The sequence below is a fragment of the Dolichospermum sp. UHCC 0260 genome, assembly GCF_009711985.1.
Taxonomy (GTDB): Bacteria; Cyanobacteriota; Cyanobacteriia; order Cyanobacteriales; family Nostocaceae; genus Dolichospermum; species Dolichospermum lemmermannii.
Window position 1 is genome coordinate 1 of record NZ_VIKZ01000071.1, and the last position, 18,928, is coordinate 18,928.

General features: G+C 37.7%; 15 protein-coding genes and 1 pseudogene. 11 read left to right on the forward strand and 5 right to left on the reverse strand.

What is annotated here, in order from left to right; genetic code table 11:
* The first annotated feature begins 170 nt into the window (after nucleotides 1–170).
* Nucleotides 171–812 carry a hypothetical protein gene (locus FJR08_RS20605; RefSeq protein WP_168634392.1) on the forward strand — a complete coding sequence of 214 codons (642 nt, stop codon included), beginning with the start codon at nucleotides 171–173 and terminating at the stop codon, nucleotides 810–812.
* A 386-nt stretch (nucleotides 813–1,198) separates the two neighbouring features.
* On the opposite strand, the pseudogene FJR08_RS24315 reads toward FJR08_RS20605, so the two are convergent.
* Nucleotides 1,199–1,429: pseudogene (locus tag FJR08_RS24315) on the reverse strand (hypothetical protein).
* A gap of 4 nt (nucleotides 1,430–1,433) precedes the next feature.
* Nucleotides 1,434–1,811 carry a GIY-YIG nuclease family protein gene (locus FJR08_RS20615; protein WP_168360085.1) on the reverse strand — a complete coding sequence of 126 codons (378 nt, stop codon included), beginning with the start codon at nucleotides 1,809–1,811 and terminating at the stop codon, nucleotides 1,434–1,436.
* A 210-nt stretch (nucleotides 1,812–2,021) separates the two neighbouring features.
* Between FJR08_RS20615 and FJR08_RS20620 the strand changes: the two genes are divergently transcribed.
* Both FJR08_RS20620 and lysS read left to right on the forward strand, forming a co-directional pair.
* Entirely contained in the window at nucleotides 2,022–2,381 is a 360-nt protein-coding gene (locus tag FJR08_RS20620; protein ID WP_168634393.1) for a VOC family protein, read from the forward strand.
* 56 nt (nucleotides 2,382–2,437) lie between these two features.
* On the forward strand, nucleotides 2,438–4,021 hold the full coding sequence (gene lysS / locus FJR08_RS20625; protein WP_168634394.1) for a lysine--tRNA ligase: 1,584 nt from the start codon (nucleotides 2,438–2,440) through the stop codon (nucleotides 4,019–4,021).
* 423 nt (nucleotides 4,022–4,444) lie between these two features.
* Here lysS and FJR08_RS20630 read toward each other — a convergent pair whose 3' ends face one another.
* Nucleotides 4,445–5,707: an FAD-dependent hydroxylase gene (locus FJR08_RS20630; protein WP_168634395.1), complete on the reverse strand. Its 1,263-nt coding sequence runs from the start codon at nucleotides 5,705–5,707 to the stop codon at nucleotides 4,445–4,447.
* Nucleotides 5,708–6,105: 398 nt separating this feature from the next.
* Between FJR08_RS20630 and FJR08_RS20635 the strand changes: the two genes are divergently transcribed.
* From FJR08_RS20635 to dacB, 6 genes are all read left to right on the forward strand, one after another.
* Nucleotides 6,106–7,803 carry an AarF/ABC1/UbiB kinase family protein gene (locus FJR08_RS20635; protein WP_015079122.1) on the forward strand — a complete coding sequence of 566 codons (1,698 nt, stop codon included), beginning with the start codon at nucleotides 6,106–6,108 and terminating at the stop codon, nucleotides 7,801–7,803.
* 46 nt (nucleotides 7,804–7,849) lie between these two features.
* Entirely contained in the window at nucleotides 7,850–8,230 is a 381-nt protein-coding gene (locus FJR08_RS20640; RefSeq protein ID WP_168634396.1) for a hypothetical protein, read from the forward strand.
* Nucleotides 8,231–8,502: 272 nt separating this feature from the next.
* On the forward strand, nucleotides 8,503–9,276 hold the full coding sequence (gene gloB, locus FJR08_RS20645; RefSeq protein ID WP_168634397.1) for a hydroxyacylglutathione hydrolase: 774 nt from the start codon (nucleotides 8,503–8,505) through the stop codon (nucleotides 9,274–9,276).
* A 231-nt stretch (nucleotides 9,277–9,507) separates the two neighbouring features.
* Nucleotides 9,508–9,966, forward strand: a complete 459-nt coding sequence (gene rplI, locus FJR08_RS20650) for a 50S ribosomal protein L9 (protein WP_015079125.1) — start codon at nucleotides 9,508–9,510, stop codon at nucleotides 9,964–9,966.
* A 108-nt stretch (nucleotides 9,967–10,074) separates the two neighbouring features.
* Complete coding sequence (gene dnaB, locus FJR08_RS20655) at nucleotides 10,075–13,332, forward strand: replicative DNA helicase (protein WP_015079126.1); 3,258 nt, start codon at nucleotides 10,075–10,077, stop codon at nucleotides 13,330–13,332.
* Between the two features lies 1 nt (nucleotide 13,333).
* Complete coding sequence (dacB, locus tag FJR08_RS20660; RefSeq protein WP_168634398.1) at nucleotides 13,334–14,797, forward strand: D-alanyl-D-alanine carboxypeptidase/D-alanyl-D-alanine-endopeptidase; 1,464 nt, start codon at nucleotides 13,334–13,336, stop codon at nucleotides 14,795–14,797.
* Between the two features lie 162 nt (nucleotides 14,798–14,959).
* Here dacB and FJR08_RS20665 read toward each other — a convergent pair whose 3' ends face one another.
* Nucleotides 14,960–16,135 carry a DNA double-strand break repair nuclease NurA gene (locus FJR08_RS20665; protein ID WP_168634401.1) on the reverse strand — a complete coding sequence of 392 codons (1,176 nt, stop codon included), beginning with the start codon at nucleotides 16,133–16,135 and terminating at the stop codon, nucleotides 14,960–14,962.
* Nucleotides 16,136–16,216: 81 nt separating this feature from the next.
* On the opposite strand from FJR08_RS20665, the gene FJR08_RS20670 reads away from it, so the two are divergent.
* Entirely contained in the window at nucleotides 16,217–16,849 is a 633-nt protein-coding gene (locus tag FJR08_RS20670; protein WP_015079129.1) for a tetratricopeptide repeat protein, read from the forward strand.
* A gap of 11 nt (nucleotides 16,850–16,860) precedes the next feature.
* Here the strand turns inward: FJR08_RS20670 and FJR08_RS20675 are convergent, their stop codons facing one another.
* Entirely contained in the window at nucleotides 16,861–17,646 is a 786-nt protein-coding gene (locus tag FJR08_RS20675) for an HAD family hydrolase (protein WP_168634399.1), read from the reverse strand.
* Nucleotides 17,647–17,866: 220 nt separating this feature from the next.
* On the opposite strand from FJR08_RS20675, the gene FJR08_RS20680 reads away from it, so the two are divergent.
* On the forward strand, nucleotides 17,867–18,928 hold a 1,062-nt coding region (locus FJR08_RS20680), incomplete at its 3' end, for an FHA domain-containing protein (RefSeq protein WP_168634400.1).

Below are 18,928 nucleotides of genomic sequence, written 5' to 3' on the forward strand. Positions count from 1 at the left end.
AATATTTACAACTACAAAGCCTCCTCTATTTATTTAGAGGGGGTTTTGTTTTTTGGTTTGATTTTTTAGCGTTCATCTCCAGGTGTGTCAAAAAGTTAATTTAACAATTGCATTATGATTAGACAAATGTAATACTACTGTAAGTATAGTAGTATTAAAGGGTTTCTATCATGGCTAATTGTCCTAATTGTGGTTCTGGTCACATCCAACTTAAACAGGAAACTGATGTGAATTGGGGAAATGCTATAGTCGGATATGCTTTATTTGGTGTTGTAGGTGCGGCTGTTGGGGCTGTTACAGGTGAAGATAGAAATGTCAATGCCTGTCTAGATTGTGGAACATCTTGGAAAGCTGAAGACTTATTTAAGCTTCTGCAAATTATTAAAGATTGCACAGGTGCAGAACTAAATTTAGCTATATACCATGACCGTGTATACATGAATAATTTTATATCTGAAGTAGGTAGTTATTTAAAAGAAATACCAGAGATAGAAAAAAAAGCTGATCAACTTATTGCTGATAGAAAAAAAGAAGCGGAGAAAAAAGCCTTTCCCGGATGTAGTGCTATAGGGTGCTTATTGTTTATATTTGGTATACCTGCTATTACATCTATAGGTGGGGCAGCTTTTTTAATAATCCTATTAATGTTCATAGTTGGTTGTATTATTGATATGATTTTTATGGCTGCAAACCAAAAAGCTATTGAAGAAGCAGTAGAAAACGCTAAAGAACAAGCAGTATCTATGAAGCGTGAAGCTGAAAAAATACTTAATGCAAAAATACAAAGTTTCATGGAAAATAATCCTCTCTAACTCAATATTTAGACAAAAAAATATGAACAACAAGATACCCGACTTTTCTAAGAAGTCGGGTATCTGAAAGATTTACGGCTCTTGCGTCCCTTTTATGGTGATTGAGGATTGATGATAAAAAAACCCTTACGGGACAAGGGTTATAAACAATTATTTCCATATTTTCAATGAAATGCCTACACAATAGGGCTTTCAATGATTTTGAACCAGGTTTTCCATAAAAATAACCGAAGAACCAAAAATTATGAACAACAAAATATCCAACTTCTGACAGTATGCTGGTTTTTGCGGGCATTGCCCACCCTACACTACTTAATATTTTTCAGGAATCATTTAGGAGTCCTATATATTAGGTTTCAATAATACTAATATATATTTGTTGTTTGCTATTGTCCTCGTCCTGGTTTGCAGTCTGCGAAACCTAATGCTTCGCTATCTAGGAAACTAGCGATTCTCTTTCAGAGACACTACGTGAACGCCATTTCAATAATAGCTTCTACTGGATAGTCAATTTCAACAGCACGGGCAATTAAAGCTGCTTTGATTTTTTCTGGCAAGCATTCTAAGATAATTTTAGCATCAGTAGCGGAAAGTTGCTCTAAAAGTTCTACTTGCATAATGTTACTGCTCACTTGGTATTTGAACGTTGTAAGGAGGTTCAGTAGCTCTGAGAATAATTGCTTCTAATTCCAATAATAGCCCAGGATTTTCCCAATGAGAAATTGCTTGTACTGCAATACGCACATCTTCGTCTCTATATTTATCTAGCCATGCCCATAAAAAAGCTTTGTGACCTCCACTGAAACGACTACGTAGATTTTGTGCTTTACCAATGTAAAGTAATCCTTCCGTTTTGTGTCTAATAGCGTAAATACCAGGACTTCGAGATATGTTATCAAACCTGCGGTTTAAGGGTTGACATTGCTCAAAGGAAGTAAAAGCTATTGCATCTAATATTACTTGAGCCTGAATTTTTAGATCAGATTCTTTTGCGGACATAAAAACAATTAGGGTAATTCCACAAGAATTATTCCACAGTTTAACGTTATAATAAGTAGTGGTACAAAATAAATTGCATATTTAGGAAAGGAAATGTCAAAATTGATAATGATTTAATAAAAAATATAGGTCGTATTTCTTTATATATTTTTAATCAATTACATAAGTTCTAATTTGACAGATAAAATTGTACTATATTTTTAACAAAAAATGCAAATTACACAGAGTCTTCACACTGCTATCCTAATTACTGATTTAGAACGTTCCGAATATTTCTATAGCCAGGTATTAGGATTAAATAAAGTAGAACGTCCTTTAAAATATCCCGGTGTCTGGTATCAAATTGGTAATTATCAACTGCATCTGATTGTTGCACCTACTGTACCAACTGATAAGCAACAGGAAAAATGGGGGCAAAATCCTCATATTGCTTTTTCTGTGGTTGATTTGCAGGTTGTGAAAGATGAGTTAATCACTAAAAACTATCCTTTCCAAGCTAGTGCTTCTGGTCGGGCGGCGATTTTTATTAAAGATCCAGATAGAAATATTATTGAACTTAGTCAACAATGAGATTATTCTCCATGACAAAAGTTAAAATGGATGGATTGTGAAAAGATAAATAGCAAATGTTTTGGGCTGATAAAATTGCTGCTGATGCAGTAGGCTACCAGGTAGTTAATGATTCTAAAACTCCATCAGGAAGAGTACACGTTGGATCTTTGCGAGGTGTGGTTATCCATGATGTGATTTACCGGGCTTTGAAACACGCAGGAAAGCCCGTCAAGTTCTTGTATGGTGTGGATGACTATGACGCACTGGATACGGTTCCAAAATACTTAGATCAGGAAAAATTTTCTCCTTATTTGGGCTTTCCGCTGTGTAATGTGCCTTCTCCTGGTGATGATGCTAGTGATTATGCTAAATATTTCATTGGTGAATTTTTTGAAGTTTTCGAGTATTTAGGAATTAAACCAGAAACTTATTTTCTCCGCGATTTATATCGTTCTGGAAAACTTAATTCCTATATTGACACTTTTTTGAAAAATGCTCATTTGGTGAGAGAAGCATATAAAGAAGTAAGCAAGGCTGACCGTCCAAGTAATTGGTATCCTTTTCAAGTTGTTTGTGAAAATTGCGGTAAGATTGCCACAACTGTCACTACAGATTATAACGGTTCAGAAGTATTTTACACCTGCAAACCTGATGCAACTGACTATGTAAAAGGTTGTGGACATTCTGGTTGGGTTTCTCCTTTTAATGGTAATGGTAAATTACCTTGGAAAGTTGAGTGGGTAGCGAAGTGGGATGTGTTGGGTGTAACTATTGAAATGGCAGGTAAAGACCACTCTCAAAAAGGTGGTTCTAGAGATGTTGCTAATGCTATTAGTCGCAAGGTTTTACAAAAGCAACCTCCTTTCCATTCTCCTTATGAATTCATTCTTGTGAATGGGACAAAGATGAGTTCTTCTAAGGGTGTAGGTTCGAGTGCTGAAGAAATTGCGGCTTTACTTCCACCGGAATTACTACGCTTTTTAATGTTGCGAACTCAGCCAAGAACTGTAATTAATTTCGCGCCAAATTATGAAACTACTACTCGTTTATTTAGAGATTACGATACTTTAATCAACAAGTATTCTAAATCTCCTGAATTAACGGAGGAATTAATGCCGTTATTTTACGCACAGCTAGGGGATGAAGTTAAAACTTTCCAACCTTTTGATTTTAGTACCCTGATTTCTTTGTTGCAAGTTCCGCGTTTAAATATTCAGGATGAGGTTATCCAACGTAGTCCACAGCCTTTAACTGAGTATGATCAGCAAATTATTAATCAAAGAATTGCTGCTGCACAATTGTGGTTACAAGATTATGCAGATGAGGAAGAAAAGTTAGTTCTTTATTTGGAACAAGTTCCAGAGAAAGCTAATGATTTGAACTCTGAACAAGTTGCTTATTTGCAAAAGTTGAGGGAGAATTTGCAAAATATTCCTCATTGGGAAGCTGAGGCATTGCAAACTATAATTTTCTCCACTACTAAGGAGTTAGGGATTCAACAACCAATTGCTTTTAAGGCTTTGTATCTATCTTTCTTGAACAAAGAAAAGGGTCCAAAAGCTGGTGGTTTGTTTTCTTATCTGGAGAAGTCTTTTGTGCTTTCGAGGTTACAGGATGTTGTGGCTTTGAATGCGGGTAAGGAAAAACTAGAAGTTTAAATTATTCTTGTTCCCTGTCTCTGGCAGGGAATACGGTTTATGAGGCTCTGCCTCTAGATTATCAGAAGTCAGAGCCTTCTAGATTGCATTCCCAGGTAGAAGCTGGGAACGAGGAAACGAGGAAACGAGGAATAACCATTAAATCCCTCGACGAAATTCTTTGATTGCTTCTAAGAGGATGTTTTAAAAGTTTTTAATGTGTAAACAGACCCCTCTCCAAACCTCTCCCCTACCAGGGGAGAGGCTTTAAAACCCCCATTCCCTTGTAGGGAAGGGGGGAAGGGGGGTTAGGTTTTTGGAGATTATGGGTTTCATATAATACTTTTCAAACAACCTCTAAGGTGCGTCAGATGTCAAAATCTATTTATGGCTGGCTAAGTTATCGAGTCTGACGCACCCTACGATATTTTGGTTTTGGTAATTTCACCGTTTAGCTAATTCAGGAGTTTTTCCTTTTAAGCCAATCATTAATTTCAGGGCGAATATTTTAACCATGGGAACTCGCTGCATAATCCATAGACCCAAACGGCGAATTATGACTATTGGTAAGAAGTTGTTGGAAAAAACTCGATCTAATAAATCGGTGAAACCTAATATTGCGAGATTTTCTTTTTTTCTCCAACTTTCATATTGCTTGAGAATGGAAATATTGCCAATATCTTGACGATGTTTATGTGCTGTTTGGATAATTTCAGCTAATGCGGCTGCGTCACGAATCCCCAAATTTAAACCTTGTCCACCGACGGGATGACAATTATGGGCGGCATCACCAATTAATGCTAATCTAGGGAGAACATAGCGATCGCTCTGCATTAACTGTACCTGAAAAATAAATCTGTCTCCCAATAATTCCAATTTCCCCATTTGCTGACCATAGCGTTTGGTTAGTTCCGCTAAAAAGTCCTGATCATTCAACGCACACAAAGCTTTTGCTTCTTCATGGGGTGCAGTCCAAACAATGCGACAACGGTTTCCCGGTAAAGGTAAAATGGCAAAGGGACCACTAGACCAAAACTTTTCGTAAGCGGTATTATTGTGGGATTTTTCTGGTTTCACAAAGGCCACAATACATGATTGCCAATATTTCCAACCTTTGGTTTTAATCCCCGCAGCTTGACGAATAGGAGATTTTGAACCATCAGCAGCGACTAACAATTTACTGCGAATTATCCGATTTTCGTCGGCAATTTTAATATTAATAGTAACTATATCTCTCTCATTTTGCGTACTTACTACTTCCGCTGGACACAAGATAGTTACATTTGGACAACTTTGGACAAATTCCTGTAACGGTTCTAACAGTGCATAATGTTCCGCTACAAAACCTAACTCTGGTGTCCCTAAATCAGTAGTTTGGAAATTGACTACATCGGGATAATCAGCATCAGAGAGACGAACTCGGTTATATTTGGCAACATTGGGGAGAATTTTATCCCATAAACCAATTCCTTGGAAAATTTGTGCGGACAGCATATGTACAGCATAAGCCTGTCCTTTAGCCACTGCGGCTGATGCCACTCTAGCTTCAATAAGGAGGATATTTAAACCAGAGTCTTTCAAAGCTGCGGCTAAGGTTAAACCGACAATTCCACCACCGACTATAACCAAATCATAATCATATCCCCAGTAGGTTTCTGTGGGGGTGTGGGGAGAGGAAAGAGTGGGGGTAAGCTGGGAGAGGGACATTGTGAAGATAAATTACATAGTTTTAATTATTATTGTGACGCATAATCTGGCATTAATTCCCGCATAGCTTGGATTTCACTGCTGGTTATTTGCATAGCTGATTGATATTTCTGACTGGGTGGTGTCAAAATTAACTACATTATGGAAAGGCTTTAGTCATTAAAAAAAGATAAAATACCCCAAATACATACAAAAAGTTTGTACTTTTATAAAGTATAGTTAAGAAAAAGATCAATAAATCTAGGATCAATAGGCTTATTTCTTCACCTATTGCGCCTAGATCCGGTTAAAGTTTCTTTCTAAACTAAAAAGTACCATTTTCCTGTGCCAACAACTAAGTTAGCATTCAGAATCAAAGCGACGATGTACAATTCCCAGTTGAAGAGGCAAATAAAGGCGTGGGTCAGTATCAATCTGATGAATTAAAGCAGTATAATCCAGAAGCGTTGCCCTGGGCAAGCGCGGCTACCAGTCGTCACTTTCGCTACCGTCCCTGGTTAGTATGGGGGCGACTACTGAGAATAATCTGGTCTTTTGCCGGATTTATATTCAGTCTCAAGTGGGACGACTGGCAAGACGAGGTAGAGGAAAATCAAGGGAAACGCGCTACCCAGTTGCGAACCCTACTTACCGATCTGGGTCCGACATTTATTAAAGTTGGTCAAGCCCTCTCGACTCGTCCCGACTTAATCCGCAAGGATTTCTTAGCAGAACTAATCAAGTTACAAGACCAGTTACCACCTTTTGATAATGATCTGGCATATCAGATTATTGAAACAGAATTAAATCGCTCAATTAGCGAAATCTTTCGGGAACTTTCCCCTCAACCCGTAGCAGCGGCTAGTTTGGGTCAAGTCTACCGGGGTCGCTTACTCAGTGGTGAAGAAGTGGCAGTCAAGGTACAACGCCCCAATTTACGCCCATTACTGACAAAAGACCTGTATCTCATGCGTTGGGTTGCCAGTTGGCTTGCTCCCTGGCTACCGCTGAATCTCGGTCATGATTTAACTTTGATTGTGGACGAGTTTGGTACAAAGTTATTTGAGGAAATTGATTACATCAATGAAGGTCACAATGCGGAAAAGTTTGCCCATAATTTCCGTAATGACCCCCAGGTAAAAATTCCCAGTATTTACTGGAATTATACCAGCACTCATGTTTTAACCCTAGAATGGATTAATGGCTTTAAACTCACAGATACTCAGAATATTCAATCTGTAGGTTTAGACCCAGAAGCCATCATTCAAATAGGTGTAACTACTGGTTTACAACAACTATTAGAGCATGGTTTTTTCCATGCCGATCCTCATCCTGGGAATTTGTTCGCTATGGCCGATGGTCGCATGGCTTACATTGATTTTGGTATGATGGATCAATTAGAGGAAACCACTAAGGAGAATTTAGTTGATGCTTTAGTGCATTTGGTAAATAAGGATTACGCTGATTTAGCGGCAGATTTTGTCAAATTGGGCTTTTTGGCAGCGAATACTAATATTGCCCCTATTGTGCCGGCATTAGAAGCGGTATTAGGAAATGCTATTGGTAAAAATGTCCAAGATTTCAACTTCAAAACCATTACCGATGAGTTTTCGGAATTGATGTATGAATATCCTTTCCGTGTACCGGCAAAGTTTGCTTTAATTATTCGTTCTTTGGTGACACAAGAAGGAATTGCGCTGAGTCTAAACCCCAATTTCAAAATTGTGGAAGTTGGTTATCCCTATATCGCCCGACGATTATTAACTGGGGAATCTCCCGCATTAAGGCGACGGCTATTGAATGTGTTGTTTAAAGATGGTAAATTTCAGTGGCAAAGGTTAGAAAATCTGATTACTATTGCTCGCACTGATAGCAATTTCGATGTTTTACCAACAGCGAAGATGGGTTTGGAATTCATCCTTTCCGAAGAGGGTAAATTTCTCCGTCGTCAGTTGGTTTTAGCTATCACTGAAGATGACCGTTTGCACACAGAAGAAGTCCAAAGTTTGTGGGATTTAGTCAAGGACGATTTACCCCCAAATCGTTTACTAAATGTCGCCATTAGCCTGTTAACAGAGTTCTCTAGAGAAGGTGTAGCAGCTATTTTAGCTAAATAATCTGTTACCAAATAAAAATGAATTTTAATAACAACCAGGAGTTTTAATGTACTATTACCCTCTGCAACCACCCTACTTTTTACTATTAGTTGGTTTTCTCACGGCTTTCACTTCTGGGTTAGCTTTATCTGGAACATTGAAGGTAATTGTCCAGCAATGGCCACGGGATAAATCTCCTAAAGAAAAGACTAATACCCGTTCTTTTTATAAACAATTATTAGTGCCATTTATTGGTATTACTGGTGGTTCTTGCTTATTTCTTTGTTCTGGTTTTGAGATATTTGGGTTTCCTTTAGGAATGGCTTTAAGTATCGGTTTACCTATGAGTCTGCTAACTTGTTTCTTTATTTGGCGGCAGTTGGGAGGTTTGCTAGATTATGTTAAAAGCGAAGGAATGCAGTCTTTGGATTTAGATTCTTGGTCTTAGTAAGATTATCTTGTCTGAATCAGGATGTCCATGATTCAAAGATTAACAGGATGGAAAAATACATTGTCTGAATCAGGATGTCCATGATTCAAGGATTAACAGGATAAAGAAATTAAATTCATTGTCTGAATCAGGATTTCCAGGATTAAAGGATTTACAGGATGAAGAAAATAGGTATCTTATTACCAATCACCAATTACCAATCACCAATTACCAACTAGATAACTAGCAACTTACTATTACTGATGATAGTTTTTGAGGAGAAAAAGCTAATGCAGATAATCCGTTTACCGGTACTTTCAGATAATTATATATTTTTACTGCATGATCCAGTGCGGAATATTGCGGCTGTTGTTGATCCTGCGGAAGCACAACCAGTTTTAGAGGAATTGACGAAACTCAAGGCTGATTTAGTAGCAATTTTTAATACTCATCATCATGGCGATCATGTGGGTGGGAATACACAATTAATTAAAGCATTTCCCGATGTGAAAGTTTATGGAGGTGCGGAAGATCGGGGGAGGATTCCGGGACAACAGGTATTTTTGCAGGAAGGCGATCGCATCCAATTTAGCGATCGCACTGCTAATATATTCTTTGTACCTGGACATACTCGCGCTCACATTGCCTACTATTTCCCCCCAGCAAGTCCAGGAGAGCCTGGAGAATTGTTTTGTGGTGATACATTGTTTGCGGGAGGTTGTGGTCGTTTATTTGAAGGTACACCGGGGCAAATGGTAGATTCTTTAACTAAACTCCGGGCTTTACCTGATCATACTCGCGTCTGGTGCGCCCATGAATACACTTTAAGCAATTTGCGTTTTGCGGTGACTGTGGATGCTGAAAATGCAGATTTACAAAAACGCTACCAAGATGTTAAAGCTCAACGGGATGGGAATGAAGCGACAGTTCCATCAATACTAGGAGTGGAAAAACTCACAAATCCTTTTTTACGTTGGGAAGAACCATCTCTACAAGCAACAGCGAAAAGTAAAGAAGGAGTCCAAACCTTTGCTCGAATTCGAGGGATGAAGGATAATTTTTAGTCAGTTGTCAGTTGTCAGTGGTTAAGAATTTTCTGGTTATCTTCTTTGTCTGTCCCTTCTCAACTCCTTTTTTGATATTTCTGACATTTGGTATTGCGATCGCTCCCCAAACTTCGCTAGAATCTTGAGGCTGTGGGTATGTTCAAAGTCGCTGAGGATCAAGCTACAATTTTGTGAGCCACTCTGATGACACCCAAATAACTAAGATTTTACCAAGAAAAGCGAAAAACAATGGCGAAACGTGTGCAATTAGTTTTAACAAAAGATGTTACCAAGCTGGGAAAACTCGGTGATTTGGTAGAAGTAGCTCCCGGTTATGCTCGTAACTACCTCATCCCCCAGAGTTTAGCCGCTCGTGCTACACCCGGTCTGCTCAAACAAGTGGAACGCCGACGCGAGAAAGAATATCAAAGACAATTAGAACTCAAACAACAAGCAACTGAGCAAAAAACAGCTTTAGAAAATATTGCTGGTTTAAAAATTGCCAAGCAAGTTGGTGAAAATGAGGCTATTTTCGGTACAGTTACTACTCAAGATGTTGCAGATGCAATTCAAGCAGTAGCTAGTCTAGAAATAGATCGTCGTGGGATCACTATTCCCGATATTAGCCAATTGGGTACTTACAAAGCTGAAATTAAACTCCATTCTGAAGTAACAGCAGTAATTAACATTGAAGTCGTCTCTAACTAACGGTGACTTAATTAATCACCACAGATGATATATCTGTGGTTATCAATATTTTCCTATCGGTTTTGGATGATTAGGTAAAAATCCAAAATCGCTAAAATTTAAAATTCTATGGCTGAAGAACTAAGTTTTCAAGGTGATGGTAGTAATCGCGTCCCACCTCAAAACATCGAAGCAGAAGAAGCGATTCTAGGAGGTATTCTACTAGATCCAGAGGCAATTGGTCGAGTGAGCGATCGCCTAGTTCCGGAAGCATTTTATATTAGCGCCCATACAACCATCTATCAAGCCGCCCTGCGTCTCCATACCCAGCAAAAACCCACAGACTTACTTTCTATAACTAGTTGGTTGACAGACAATGATCAATTAACACAAATTGGTGGCAGAAATAAATTAGCAACATTAGTAGACCGGACAGTTTCTGCCGTCAATATTGATGCCTTAGCAGGGTTAGTCATGGAAAAATACCTGCGTCGGCAATTAATTAAAGCCGGGAATGAAATTGTTCATCTTGGTTTTGAAACAGAAACAGAATTACCAATTGTTCTTGATAGTGCCGAACAAAAAGTTTTTAACGTCACCCAACAAAAAACCCAATCAGGATTAGTTCATATTGGTGACACTTTAATTAATACTTTTCAAGATATTGAAACTCGTCATCAAGGCATTGCTTTACCGGGGATACCTTGTGGTTTCTATGATTTAGATGCCATGACTAGCGGTTTTCAGCGTTCTGATTTAATTATCGTTGCTGGGAGGCCGTCAATGGGAAAATGCCTCAGCCATGATTCAGAAATCGTCTTAGCAGATGGACAAATTGCGACAATTGAAGAACTATATCAGCAACGTCAAGGTTCATTATTAACCTTAAATGATGATTGGAAATTTACCTTTACCCAACCATCTGCATTTGTAGATGATGGAATTAAACCAGTTTTCCGCGTCACAACTCGATTAGGTCGGGTAATTGAAACCACAATCACTCACCCATTTTTAACTATTAAAGGCTGGCAAAGATTAGAAAATTTGCAAGTTGGAAATAAGATTGCCATCCCTCGTAAAATAGATGTGTTTGGGACAGAAACTATCCGCGAGTGTGAAGTCAAATTATTAGGTTATTTAATTGGTGATGGTGGTTTAACTAATAGCACTCCTAGATTTACAAACAGCAACCCATTATTGCAAACAGATTTTTCTGAAGCAGTAACTGAATTTGGTGGTTTATCAGTACGATGGGAAGATTCCCAAGGACAACGGACACCTTCATTATGTGTTCGTGGAGATTTAGAATTGATTGCCACTCAAAGACAGCTTTTCGCGGAAAGGCTCAAAATTGCTATTAGTTCTCGTTCATTAACTGCTAAAAAATTGAGCAATGAACTAGGAGTAACGCCATCTTTACTTTGTATGTGGCAAAAAGGAGAATGTGTACCAAATTATGACACTTTTGAGTTATTATGTAAAACTCTGGAAATTAAGTCAGAAGAATTTGCACCTCATGGATTCGCTAGTATCAGTAAATCGAGTAAAAATGCTTTGACAGTTTGGTTAGAAAAATTAGGTTTATGGGGCAAAGATGCTCATACTAAAACTGTCCCAAATATTGTATTTAAATTAGAAAAATCACAATTATCCTTATTCCTAAATCGTCTCTTTGCCACTGACGGCTGGGCTACCCTACTCAATAGTGGTCAATCACAATTAGGTTATGGTACAGTCAGCGAAAAACTAGCAAGACAAATTCAACATCTGTTATTAAGATTTGGTATTATTGCTGCTTTGAAAAAAAGGTCTGTAAAATATAATAATACCCGCAGACCAGCATGGCAATTAGATATTACTGATGCCATATCTATCAAAAACTTCATTGCAGAAATTGGCATTTTTGGCAAAGAAGCAGCATTAGCAAAAGTTACAGAAGCAATATCTCAAAAAAGATATCAAACCAATCGTGACTTGATACCTGTAGAAATTTGGGAACAGATAGCAGTAGCTAAAGGTAGCGAAACTTGGAGTAGTTTAGCTCAACGGGCTGGGATTAAAAGCTATACAAATATTCATGTCGGTAAACGGGCATTAAAAAGGGAAAGATTATGGATTTTAGCCACGGCTTTAGACAATTTACCACTTCAGCAATTAGCAAATAGTGATGTATATTGGGATGAAATTATTTCTATTGAATCAGTTGGTAACAAACAAGTTTATGATTTAACAATTCCCGAAACACACAACTTTATTGCTAATGATATTTGTGTTCACAATACCGCCTTTTGTCTTAACCTCGCTCATAATATTGCTGCTGGTTATAAACTACCGGTGGCTGTTTTTAGTTTAGAAATGTCCAAAGAACAGCTAGTACAAAGACTATTAGCTAGTGAAGCCGGAATTGAAAGCAGTTATTTAAGAAGTGGCCGGATTAGTCAAACCCAATGGGAACCTTTAAGCCGTGCCATTGATAAACTCTCAGACACGCCAATTTTTATTGATGATACGTCAAATATTACAGTCACACAAATGCGAAGTCAAGCGCGACGACTGCAAGCCGAACAAAATGGAAATTTAGGATTAATAGTCATTGATTACTTGCAATTAATGGAAGGTGCAGGTGATAATCGTGTGCAAGAATTATCAAGAATTACCCGTTCTTTAAAAGGTTTAGCAAGAGAATTATCTGTACCCATAATTGCTTTATCACAGTTAAGTCGTGGAGTAGAAGCAAGAACTAATAAACGCCCAATGTTATCTGATTTGAGAGAATCGGGTTGTTTAGCAGGAGATACTTTAGTAACATTAGCTGATAGTGGAATACAAATACCAATTAAAGAATTAGTAGGTAAATTTGGTTTTGCAGTTTGGGCATTAAATGAAAAAACAATGCAATTAGAAAAAGCAATTGTGAGTAATGCCTTTTCCACAGGCATGAAATCGGTATTTACCTTAACAACTCGATTAGGTCGAAAAATTCGTGCTACTGGTAATCATAAATTTTTAACTATTAATGGTTGGAAAAGATTAGATGAATTAGATTTGAATCAACAATTAATTGCCCTTGCCAACAGTGATGTATACTGGGATGAAATTGTTTCAATTATACCTGATGGAGAAGAAGAAGTATTTGATTTAACAGTTGATAAATTACATAATTTTATTGCTAATAATATTATTGTTCATAACTCAATTGAACAAGATGCGGATATAGTAATGATGTTATACCGCGATGAATATTATTCACCAGATACCCCAGAGAGGGGAGTTACAGAAGTAATCATAGCTAAACATCGGAACGGACCAACAGGAACAATTAAACTATTATTTGATCCACAATTTACAAAGTTTAAAAATCTCGCTAAACCAAATAATAATTGGTAATATGTTAAAAAAAAATTATGCCAGTTTGATATTACTATTTATTTCTATTAATATTGGTAGTATTCAAAAAATAGCCCAAGCCAAAACACCTGTTCCCCAAGTTAATACTACCAAATCAATTTGTCCTGCTCAATTATCATCTGCTATTAATACTATTATCAATCATCCTCAATTTAGTCGAGTCCGTTGGGGGATTTTAGTTAAACCATTATCATCAGAAAAAATTCTTTATAGTCAAGATTCTCAAAAATATTTTATTTCTGCTTCTAATATGAAGCTATTTACTACCGCAGCAGCATTACAAAAATTGGGGGCAGATTTTCGGATTCGTACCTCTATTTATGATGAAGGTAATGGTGTTTTGCGTGTAGTGGGAAGGGGAGATCCTAGTTTCAAAAATGCTCAATTAACAATATTATCAAAACAACTATATCAACAGGGAATTCGGCAAATTAATCAGTTAATTGTTGATGATAGTTATTTTCAAGGTGAAGTAGTTAATTCCAGTTGGGAATGGGAAGACATTCAAGCTGATTATGGCGCACCAATTAATAGTTTTATTCTCAATGAAAATGCTACTGTATTAACTTTTTTACCACAAACTATTGGAGAACCATTAAAATTAAAATGGACAGAACCAACAGAAGCATATCGGTGGAAAATCGAAAATAATTCCGTCACTACTGAAGCCGATAAACCCAGTTTTGTAGAAGTAAATCGTGACTTAAAAGGACAAATTCTGCGAATCAAAGGACAATTGGCTATAAATTCCCAGCCAGAGATTACAGGTTTAGCCGTATTTGATCCAGTTGCTAATTTTATCAGACAATTTCGCCAAAATTTAGCTAAAGAGGGAATTACAGTTAAAGAAACTCTGAGTAGTAATCTGAGTAAAAATGACAAAGAAATAGCCGCAGTAGAATCTCCACCTTTATCGGAATTATTACTAGAGACAAATGTGAATAGTAATAATTTATATGCTGAGGCTTTACTCAGAAGTTTAGCTATTAAGAAACCAGAAGAAAAAAATCAAAATACGGCTGATGTCGGATTACAAGTTGTCAGAGAAACTTTAACTCAATTAGGAGTTGCACCAGCAGGTTATGTCATTGTAGATGGTTCTGGTTTATCTCGGAAAAATTTAACGACTCCAGCAGCGTTGGTACAACTTTTACAAGGAATTGATAAATCACCTCAAGCAGCAGTTTTTCGGGCTTCTTTACCTATTTCTGGTGTCAAAGGTAGTCTAAAAAATCGGTTTCTTAATACTGCGGCTGCGGGAATAGTGCAAGCAAAAACAGGTTCAATGAGAGGAATTTCTACTCTATCTGGATATATGAACGCACCCAATTATGAACCCTTGGTTTTTAGTATTATGGTAAATCAATCTGAACAACCGGGGAAAGTCATGAGAACAGCAATAGATGAAATTGTAGTTTTATTATCTGAATTAAAGCGGTGTTAAAATAATTGAGTTGAGTAAATGACAGGACTTAAGCAAAATATCTCTCAAACCCCCATTTCTCTGTGTTCTCTGTGCCTCTGTGGTTCGTTATTCCATGACTTACTTATATCTATACTTTCGCACAAAATGACCAAAAAGATAAACTCCATGTACAACCTGAGTTTAGGCAATACTACCCCGTTTTCTTGCTTCTTTGTTGGAAATCCCGACATTTTTGATCCCAGCTTTAATCATTTGTCGTTCTAAAAGGGCAAAGAACCGGGTTCTATCACCACCCCTGACTACAGCCTGATTATGCGCTTCGGCGATCGCCACAGGATAACCATATCCTTTTTGTACCTGTGCCAACATTAGCCCTAGTGCTTGATCAAACATGATGGAATTTTCTGCAACCCAAGCGGGAACTTCAATCCGGGCAATTTCTGTCCCGACATGGACGTAACAAAAATAAATAATTTGCTCGTCATACAATTCTAAAATTCGGGCATTACTTCGCCATAATGGTCCGCGTTGTCCAGGTTGAAGTTGGCTTGTCCATAAGGTTGTGTCTCGCAATGTATCAAATTTTTTACAAGGTACGTATTCTAGTTGATTGGGACAATGGGTAATACAATCGGGGACAGGATGAGGACAAGCTAAAAAGCGTAAAAAGTTGGTGGCTTCGGTGCTACGAGAGGCACTAAGATAACCCATGAGGGGGATTTGGGCTTGTTGGAGTTTTTGCCAAGCTTCTAAAACCGGAGGTAAAATCATATCCCTGGCATCCATCGGTAACTGATCTAAAAACCAGTATATTAACGAACCATCTATCATTGCTAAGACTGGGGCTTCTGTCCTGGTACTACAAGCCAGTTCCGCTAATACTGTAGCCTCAGAGGCTGTGCGCCGATAACCCATCCATTCATCTGTTCTAATGCCCCACTGACGCGAGATATATAAATCTTCAGGGCGATAAAATACCTCCGGTAAACTATCGAGAATCGGGTGAAGATCTTGACCATAGTGTAAAACAACTCTGCCGATATTCAGTAAGTAACAATACGCAATTTCGTGATGATTGGGGGCAATTTGCGAACCATCTGTAGAAATAACAGTATGAACTTTGGGGGGAACAGGAATAGTAATACAGGTTTCGAGAGGTTCAATGGGTGTAGCATTCGCAAAAATAATCCGATTTCGCCATTCTTCTTGACGTTTAACTAACTCCTCTTGACACTCAAAGGCCTTTTTTAAATATTCTTGTGCTAACTCTAACCGCTGATGACTTGCAGCCACTTCTGAAGTTAAATGTTGACTGAAACCTTGCATTTGTCTCGATATTTTTGTTAAATCAAGCATATTAGTTGAGTCTATTTGTGTTGATGTAAGTAAATGCCATATAATTAATAACTGTATGCTAATCATTGGAAAAATAGCGTCATGAAAAAATGGAAATTAACAATTACAACTCTCATATTAGGAACTATATTATATAGTCCAAAGGTGAGCGCTAAGAATTTGGCAAATATTTCCGATTTTAGAATAAAATCAGCACTGTTAGCACAATCTGATCTGAAAGAGGCTATAGTATATTTTCATCAGGGAATTAACCGTCATACATTTGGAGACATAAAAGGGGCTATTGAAGAATATAATAAGGCTTTACGGTTACATCCTAATTTTCCTGAAGTTTACTATAAACGAGGAATATCTCGCTATAAGTTGGGAGATTTAAAAGGGGCGATTGCAGATTATAACAAAGCAATCAGTCTTAATGCTAACTATCCTGGTATCTACAATCATCGAGGATTTACTCGTCATGATTTGGGAGATTTAAAAGGTGCTATTGCAGATTTCAATCAAGCATTACTTCTTAATCCTAATTTTCCTGAAGCTTACCAAAATCGAGGTATTACTCGCAATGCTTTGGGTGATAAACAGGGAGCAATTACTGATTTGACAACAGCAGCTAACTTATTTAAAGAACAAAAAAGAATTTCTAATTATCAAGAGGTAATTGATTTAATTCAAAAGATTAAGATCCCCGACTTCTTAAAGAAGTCGGGGATCTAGGTTTACTCGATTTACAACCAGGTGGAAAAATCGTGAGCAAAATGGGAAAGTGATATTAGCTGAATACGTGGATCATTTTTGCCAGCTTCCCTTTCCGGTTGAGTGTTATAACCCCAATCTGCTAAGAAAAGTTTGACATTATCTAAGTCTGATTGTTGTTTAACTAACTGTAAAGTTTTCAGTCTATCTTCCACAAACCATAAACTTACATTTTGGATATTTGCTTTCTTGATTAATTCACGCAAAGTTTCATATTTTGGGCGTTTTACTTCCTTCCCAAAAATATTTTCTGGTGGTAAATTAACTCCTTCTTGTTGTAATAATTCCTTGACAAATCGCCCTTCTTTGGTAGTGACAATATATAACTGTATTTCACTTTTAAGAGTTATTTTGAGTCTTTCTATCACACCTGGATAGAATCTATGGAGACTTAACCAACCATTTAAATCTGTCTGAATCCATTCATCTCGTAAATGATCCAATTTTGTCGAAACTGCTTTTGCTTCTAGGTTATCTGCTGCTAAAATTTGGGGAGTGATGTTTGTCCATGATTGGAGAATTTGATCATCATTAAAACCCTCAATTAAGGCTTTAATTAAAACAGGCATTTCCCAACCAGTTTCAATTACAGGACGTAAACGATAAAATCTTAAAGCTAAATCATCTGGTGGTGTATCGTTAATCGGCGACCAAATTTGACAGTAGGTACGCCACGCTACCTCAAAATATTCAATTAGTCCATCGCAAACCACTCCATCAAAGTCTAAAGCCAAAATCGTGGGACTATTTGCTGTCATTGTTCTGAGGTTAAAAACTGCTTTTGTTAGCTTACCGCATCTTCATCTCTGGATATGTAGCGATTAATCTATGAAATAGGGAATAAAAAATAAAGTTTTTTTAAGGTTTTTTCGGTATTTTTATGGAAATAGGGGAAAATATTGATGTATTAATAGTATCAATTGACTCAAACCGAGTCAGACCATCAGATATTAAGGTGTAAATAGGAGCATCAAAACCATGCAAATCAAGCTGATTTCCGAAAATAAACTGACAGAGGAGCAGGAAGAACAGGTTTTTACCCTGCCGGTAGCTATCGGACGAGATATAACTCAACTTCCTGCGGTTATCAATGGTGAAACGGTGTCTCCTGTAGTTTTATTGGACTCTAATAAGCAAATTTCTCGGTTTCATGCTCAAATTACCTTAGACAACAATGAGCTTTATGTAGAAGACAAGAGCGCCAATGGGACTCAAGTTAACGGTGAAAAGCTACTTAATCAACGTCGGACTTTAAACAGTGGGGATAGACTGGGAATAGGTAATCATACCATTACCGTTATTCTCATTCCATCTGGGGATGAGAATGCTACCGTTGTCTTGGAAAATAATTCCACAATTTTTAACCCCCAATCTGAGATTATTCCGGTATCTAGGGTGCGGAAATTACCAGATTCTCAATCATCCATCATTTTTAACCCTTATACGGATGCTTTAGAACAGCAAACTCCCGACGCTGTACCTAGTCAACCTGCGGGTTTTCCCTATAATCTCAACTTTTGGAATGGAGAAAAGGTTTCCCCGGAAGCTATTCGTCGCAGTGGTATTTTAGTCAGAGAAACAGAATATGTGGCCTGCGGGGGAGGAATGGGCAGTTTTGTTTGGGTGGATATGTTGAGAATTGCGGGGGTTAAACCGGAAAATATTAAAGTTTTGAGTATTCAAGACAAACCTTATAAGCGCTATGAAAGCCTACTGAAAAATTGTCAAATTCCCCGACATAAACGGATTCGTTCTGGTTCAGATTCCTGTCCTGATAATATTTGGGGATGGCCAGGATATGCTTTAAGAGATGTTTGGAGAGCCTTTTTTTCTGGACAAGTTGGTGCAGCTTTAGGATTTTTGTGGCAAGTTTTTGCCGAACCTGTTTATGCAGATACTTACACCCCTCGTGGAAAAGATGTATTTGAGTCAATGGACCGGGAGAGCGATCGCATTGGTTGGGGTAAAATGTTAGAATATGGCAGTATTCGTAGTCTACGACAAACAGAAGATGGGCGTTATTGTATTGCCTATTCTACC

What these genes read in the sequence shown, in the direction of transcription:
- FJR08_RS20605 (WP_168634392.1), top strand. Translation starts at nt 171, where the DNA reads ATGGCTAATTGTCCTAATTGTGGTTCTGGTCACATCCAACTTAAACAG.
- FJR08_RS20615 (WP_168360085.1), bottom strand. Translation starts at nt 1,811, where the DNA reads ATGTCCGCAAAAGAATCTGATCTAAAAATTCAGGCTCAAGTAATATTA.
- FJR08_RS20620 (WP_168634393.1), top strand. Translation starts at nt 2,022, where the DNA reads ATGCAAATTACACAGAGTCTTCACACTGCTATCCTAATTACTGATTTA.
- lysS (WP_168634394.1), top strand. Translation starts at nt 2,438, where the DNA reads ATGTTTTGGGCTGATAAAATTGCTGCTGATGCAGTAGGCTACCAGGTA.
- FJR08_RS20630 (WP_168634395.1), bottom strand. Translation starts at nt 5,707, where the DNA reads ATGTCCCTCTCCCAGCTTACCCCCACTCTTTCCTCTCCCCACACCCCC.
- FJR08_RS20640 (WP_168634396.1), top strand. Translation starts at nt 7,850, where the DNA reads ATGTACTATTACCCTCTGCAACCACCCTACTTTTTACTATTAGTTGGT.
- gloB (WP_168634397.1), top strand. Translation starts at nt 8,503, where the DNA reads ATGCAGATAATCCGTTTACCGGTACTTTCAGATAATTATATATTTTTA.
- rplI (WP_015079125.1), top strand. Translation starts at nt 9,508, where the DNA reads ATGGCGAAACGTGTGCAATTAGTTTTAACAAAAGATGTTACCAAGCTG.
- dnaB (WP_015079126.1), top strand. Translation starts at nt 10,075, where the DNA reads ATGGCTGAAGAACTAAGTTTTCAAGGTGATGGTAGTAATCGCGTCCCA.
- dacB (WP_168634398.1), top strand. Translation starts at nt 13,334, where the DNA reads ATGTTAAAAAAAAATTATGCCAGTTTGATATTACTATTTATTTCTATT.
- FJR08_RS20665 (WP_168634401.1), bottom strand. Translation starts at nt 16,135, where the DNA reads ATGCTTGATTTAACAAAAATATCGAGACAAATGCAAGGTTTCAGTCAA.
- FJR08_RS20670 (WP_015079129.1), top strand. Translation starts at nt 16,217, where the DNA reads ATGAAAAAATGGAAATTAACAATTACAACTCTCATATTAGGAACTATA.
- FJR08_RS20675 (WP_168634399.1), bottom strand. Translation starts at nt 17,646, where the DNA reads ATGACAGCAAATAGTCCCACGATTTTGGCTTTAGACTTTGATGGAGTG.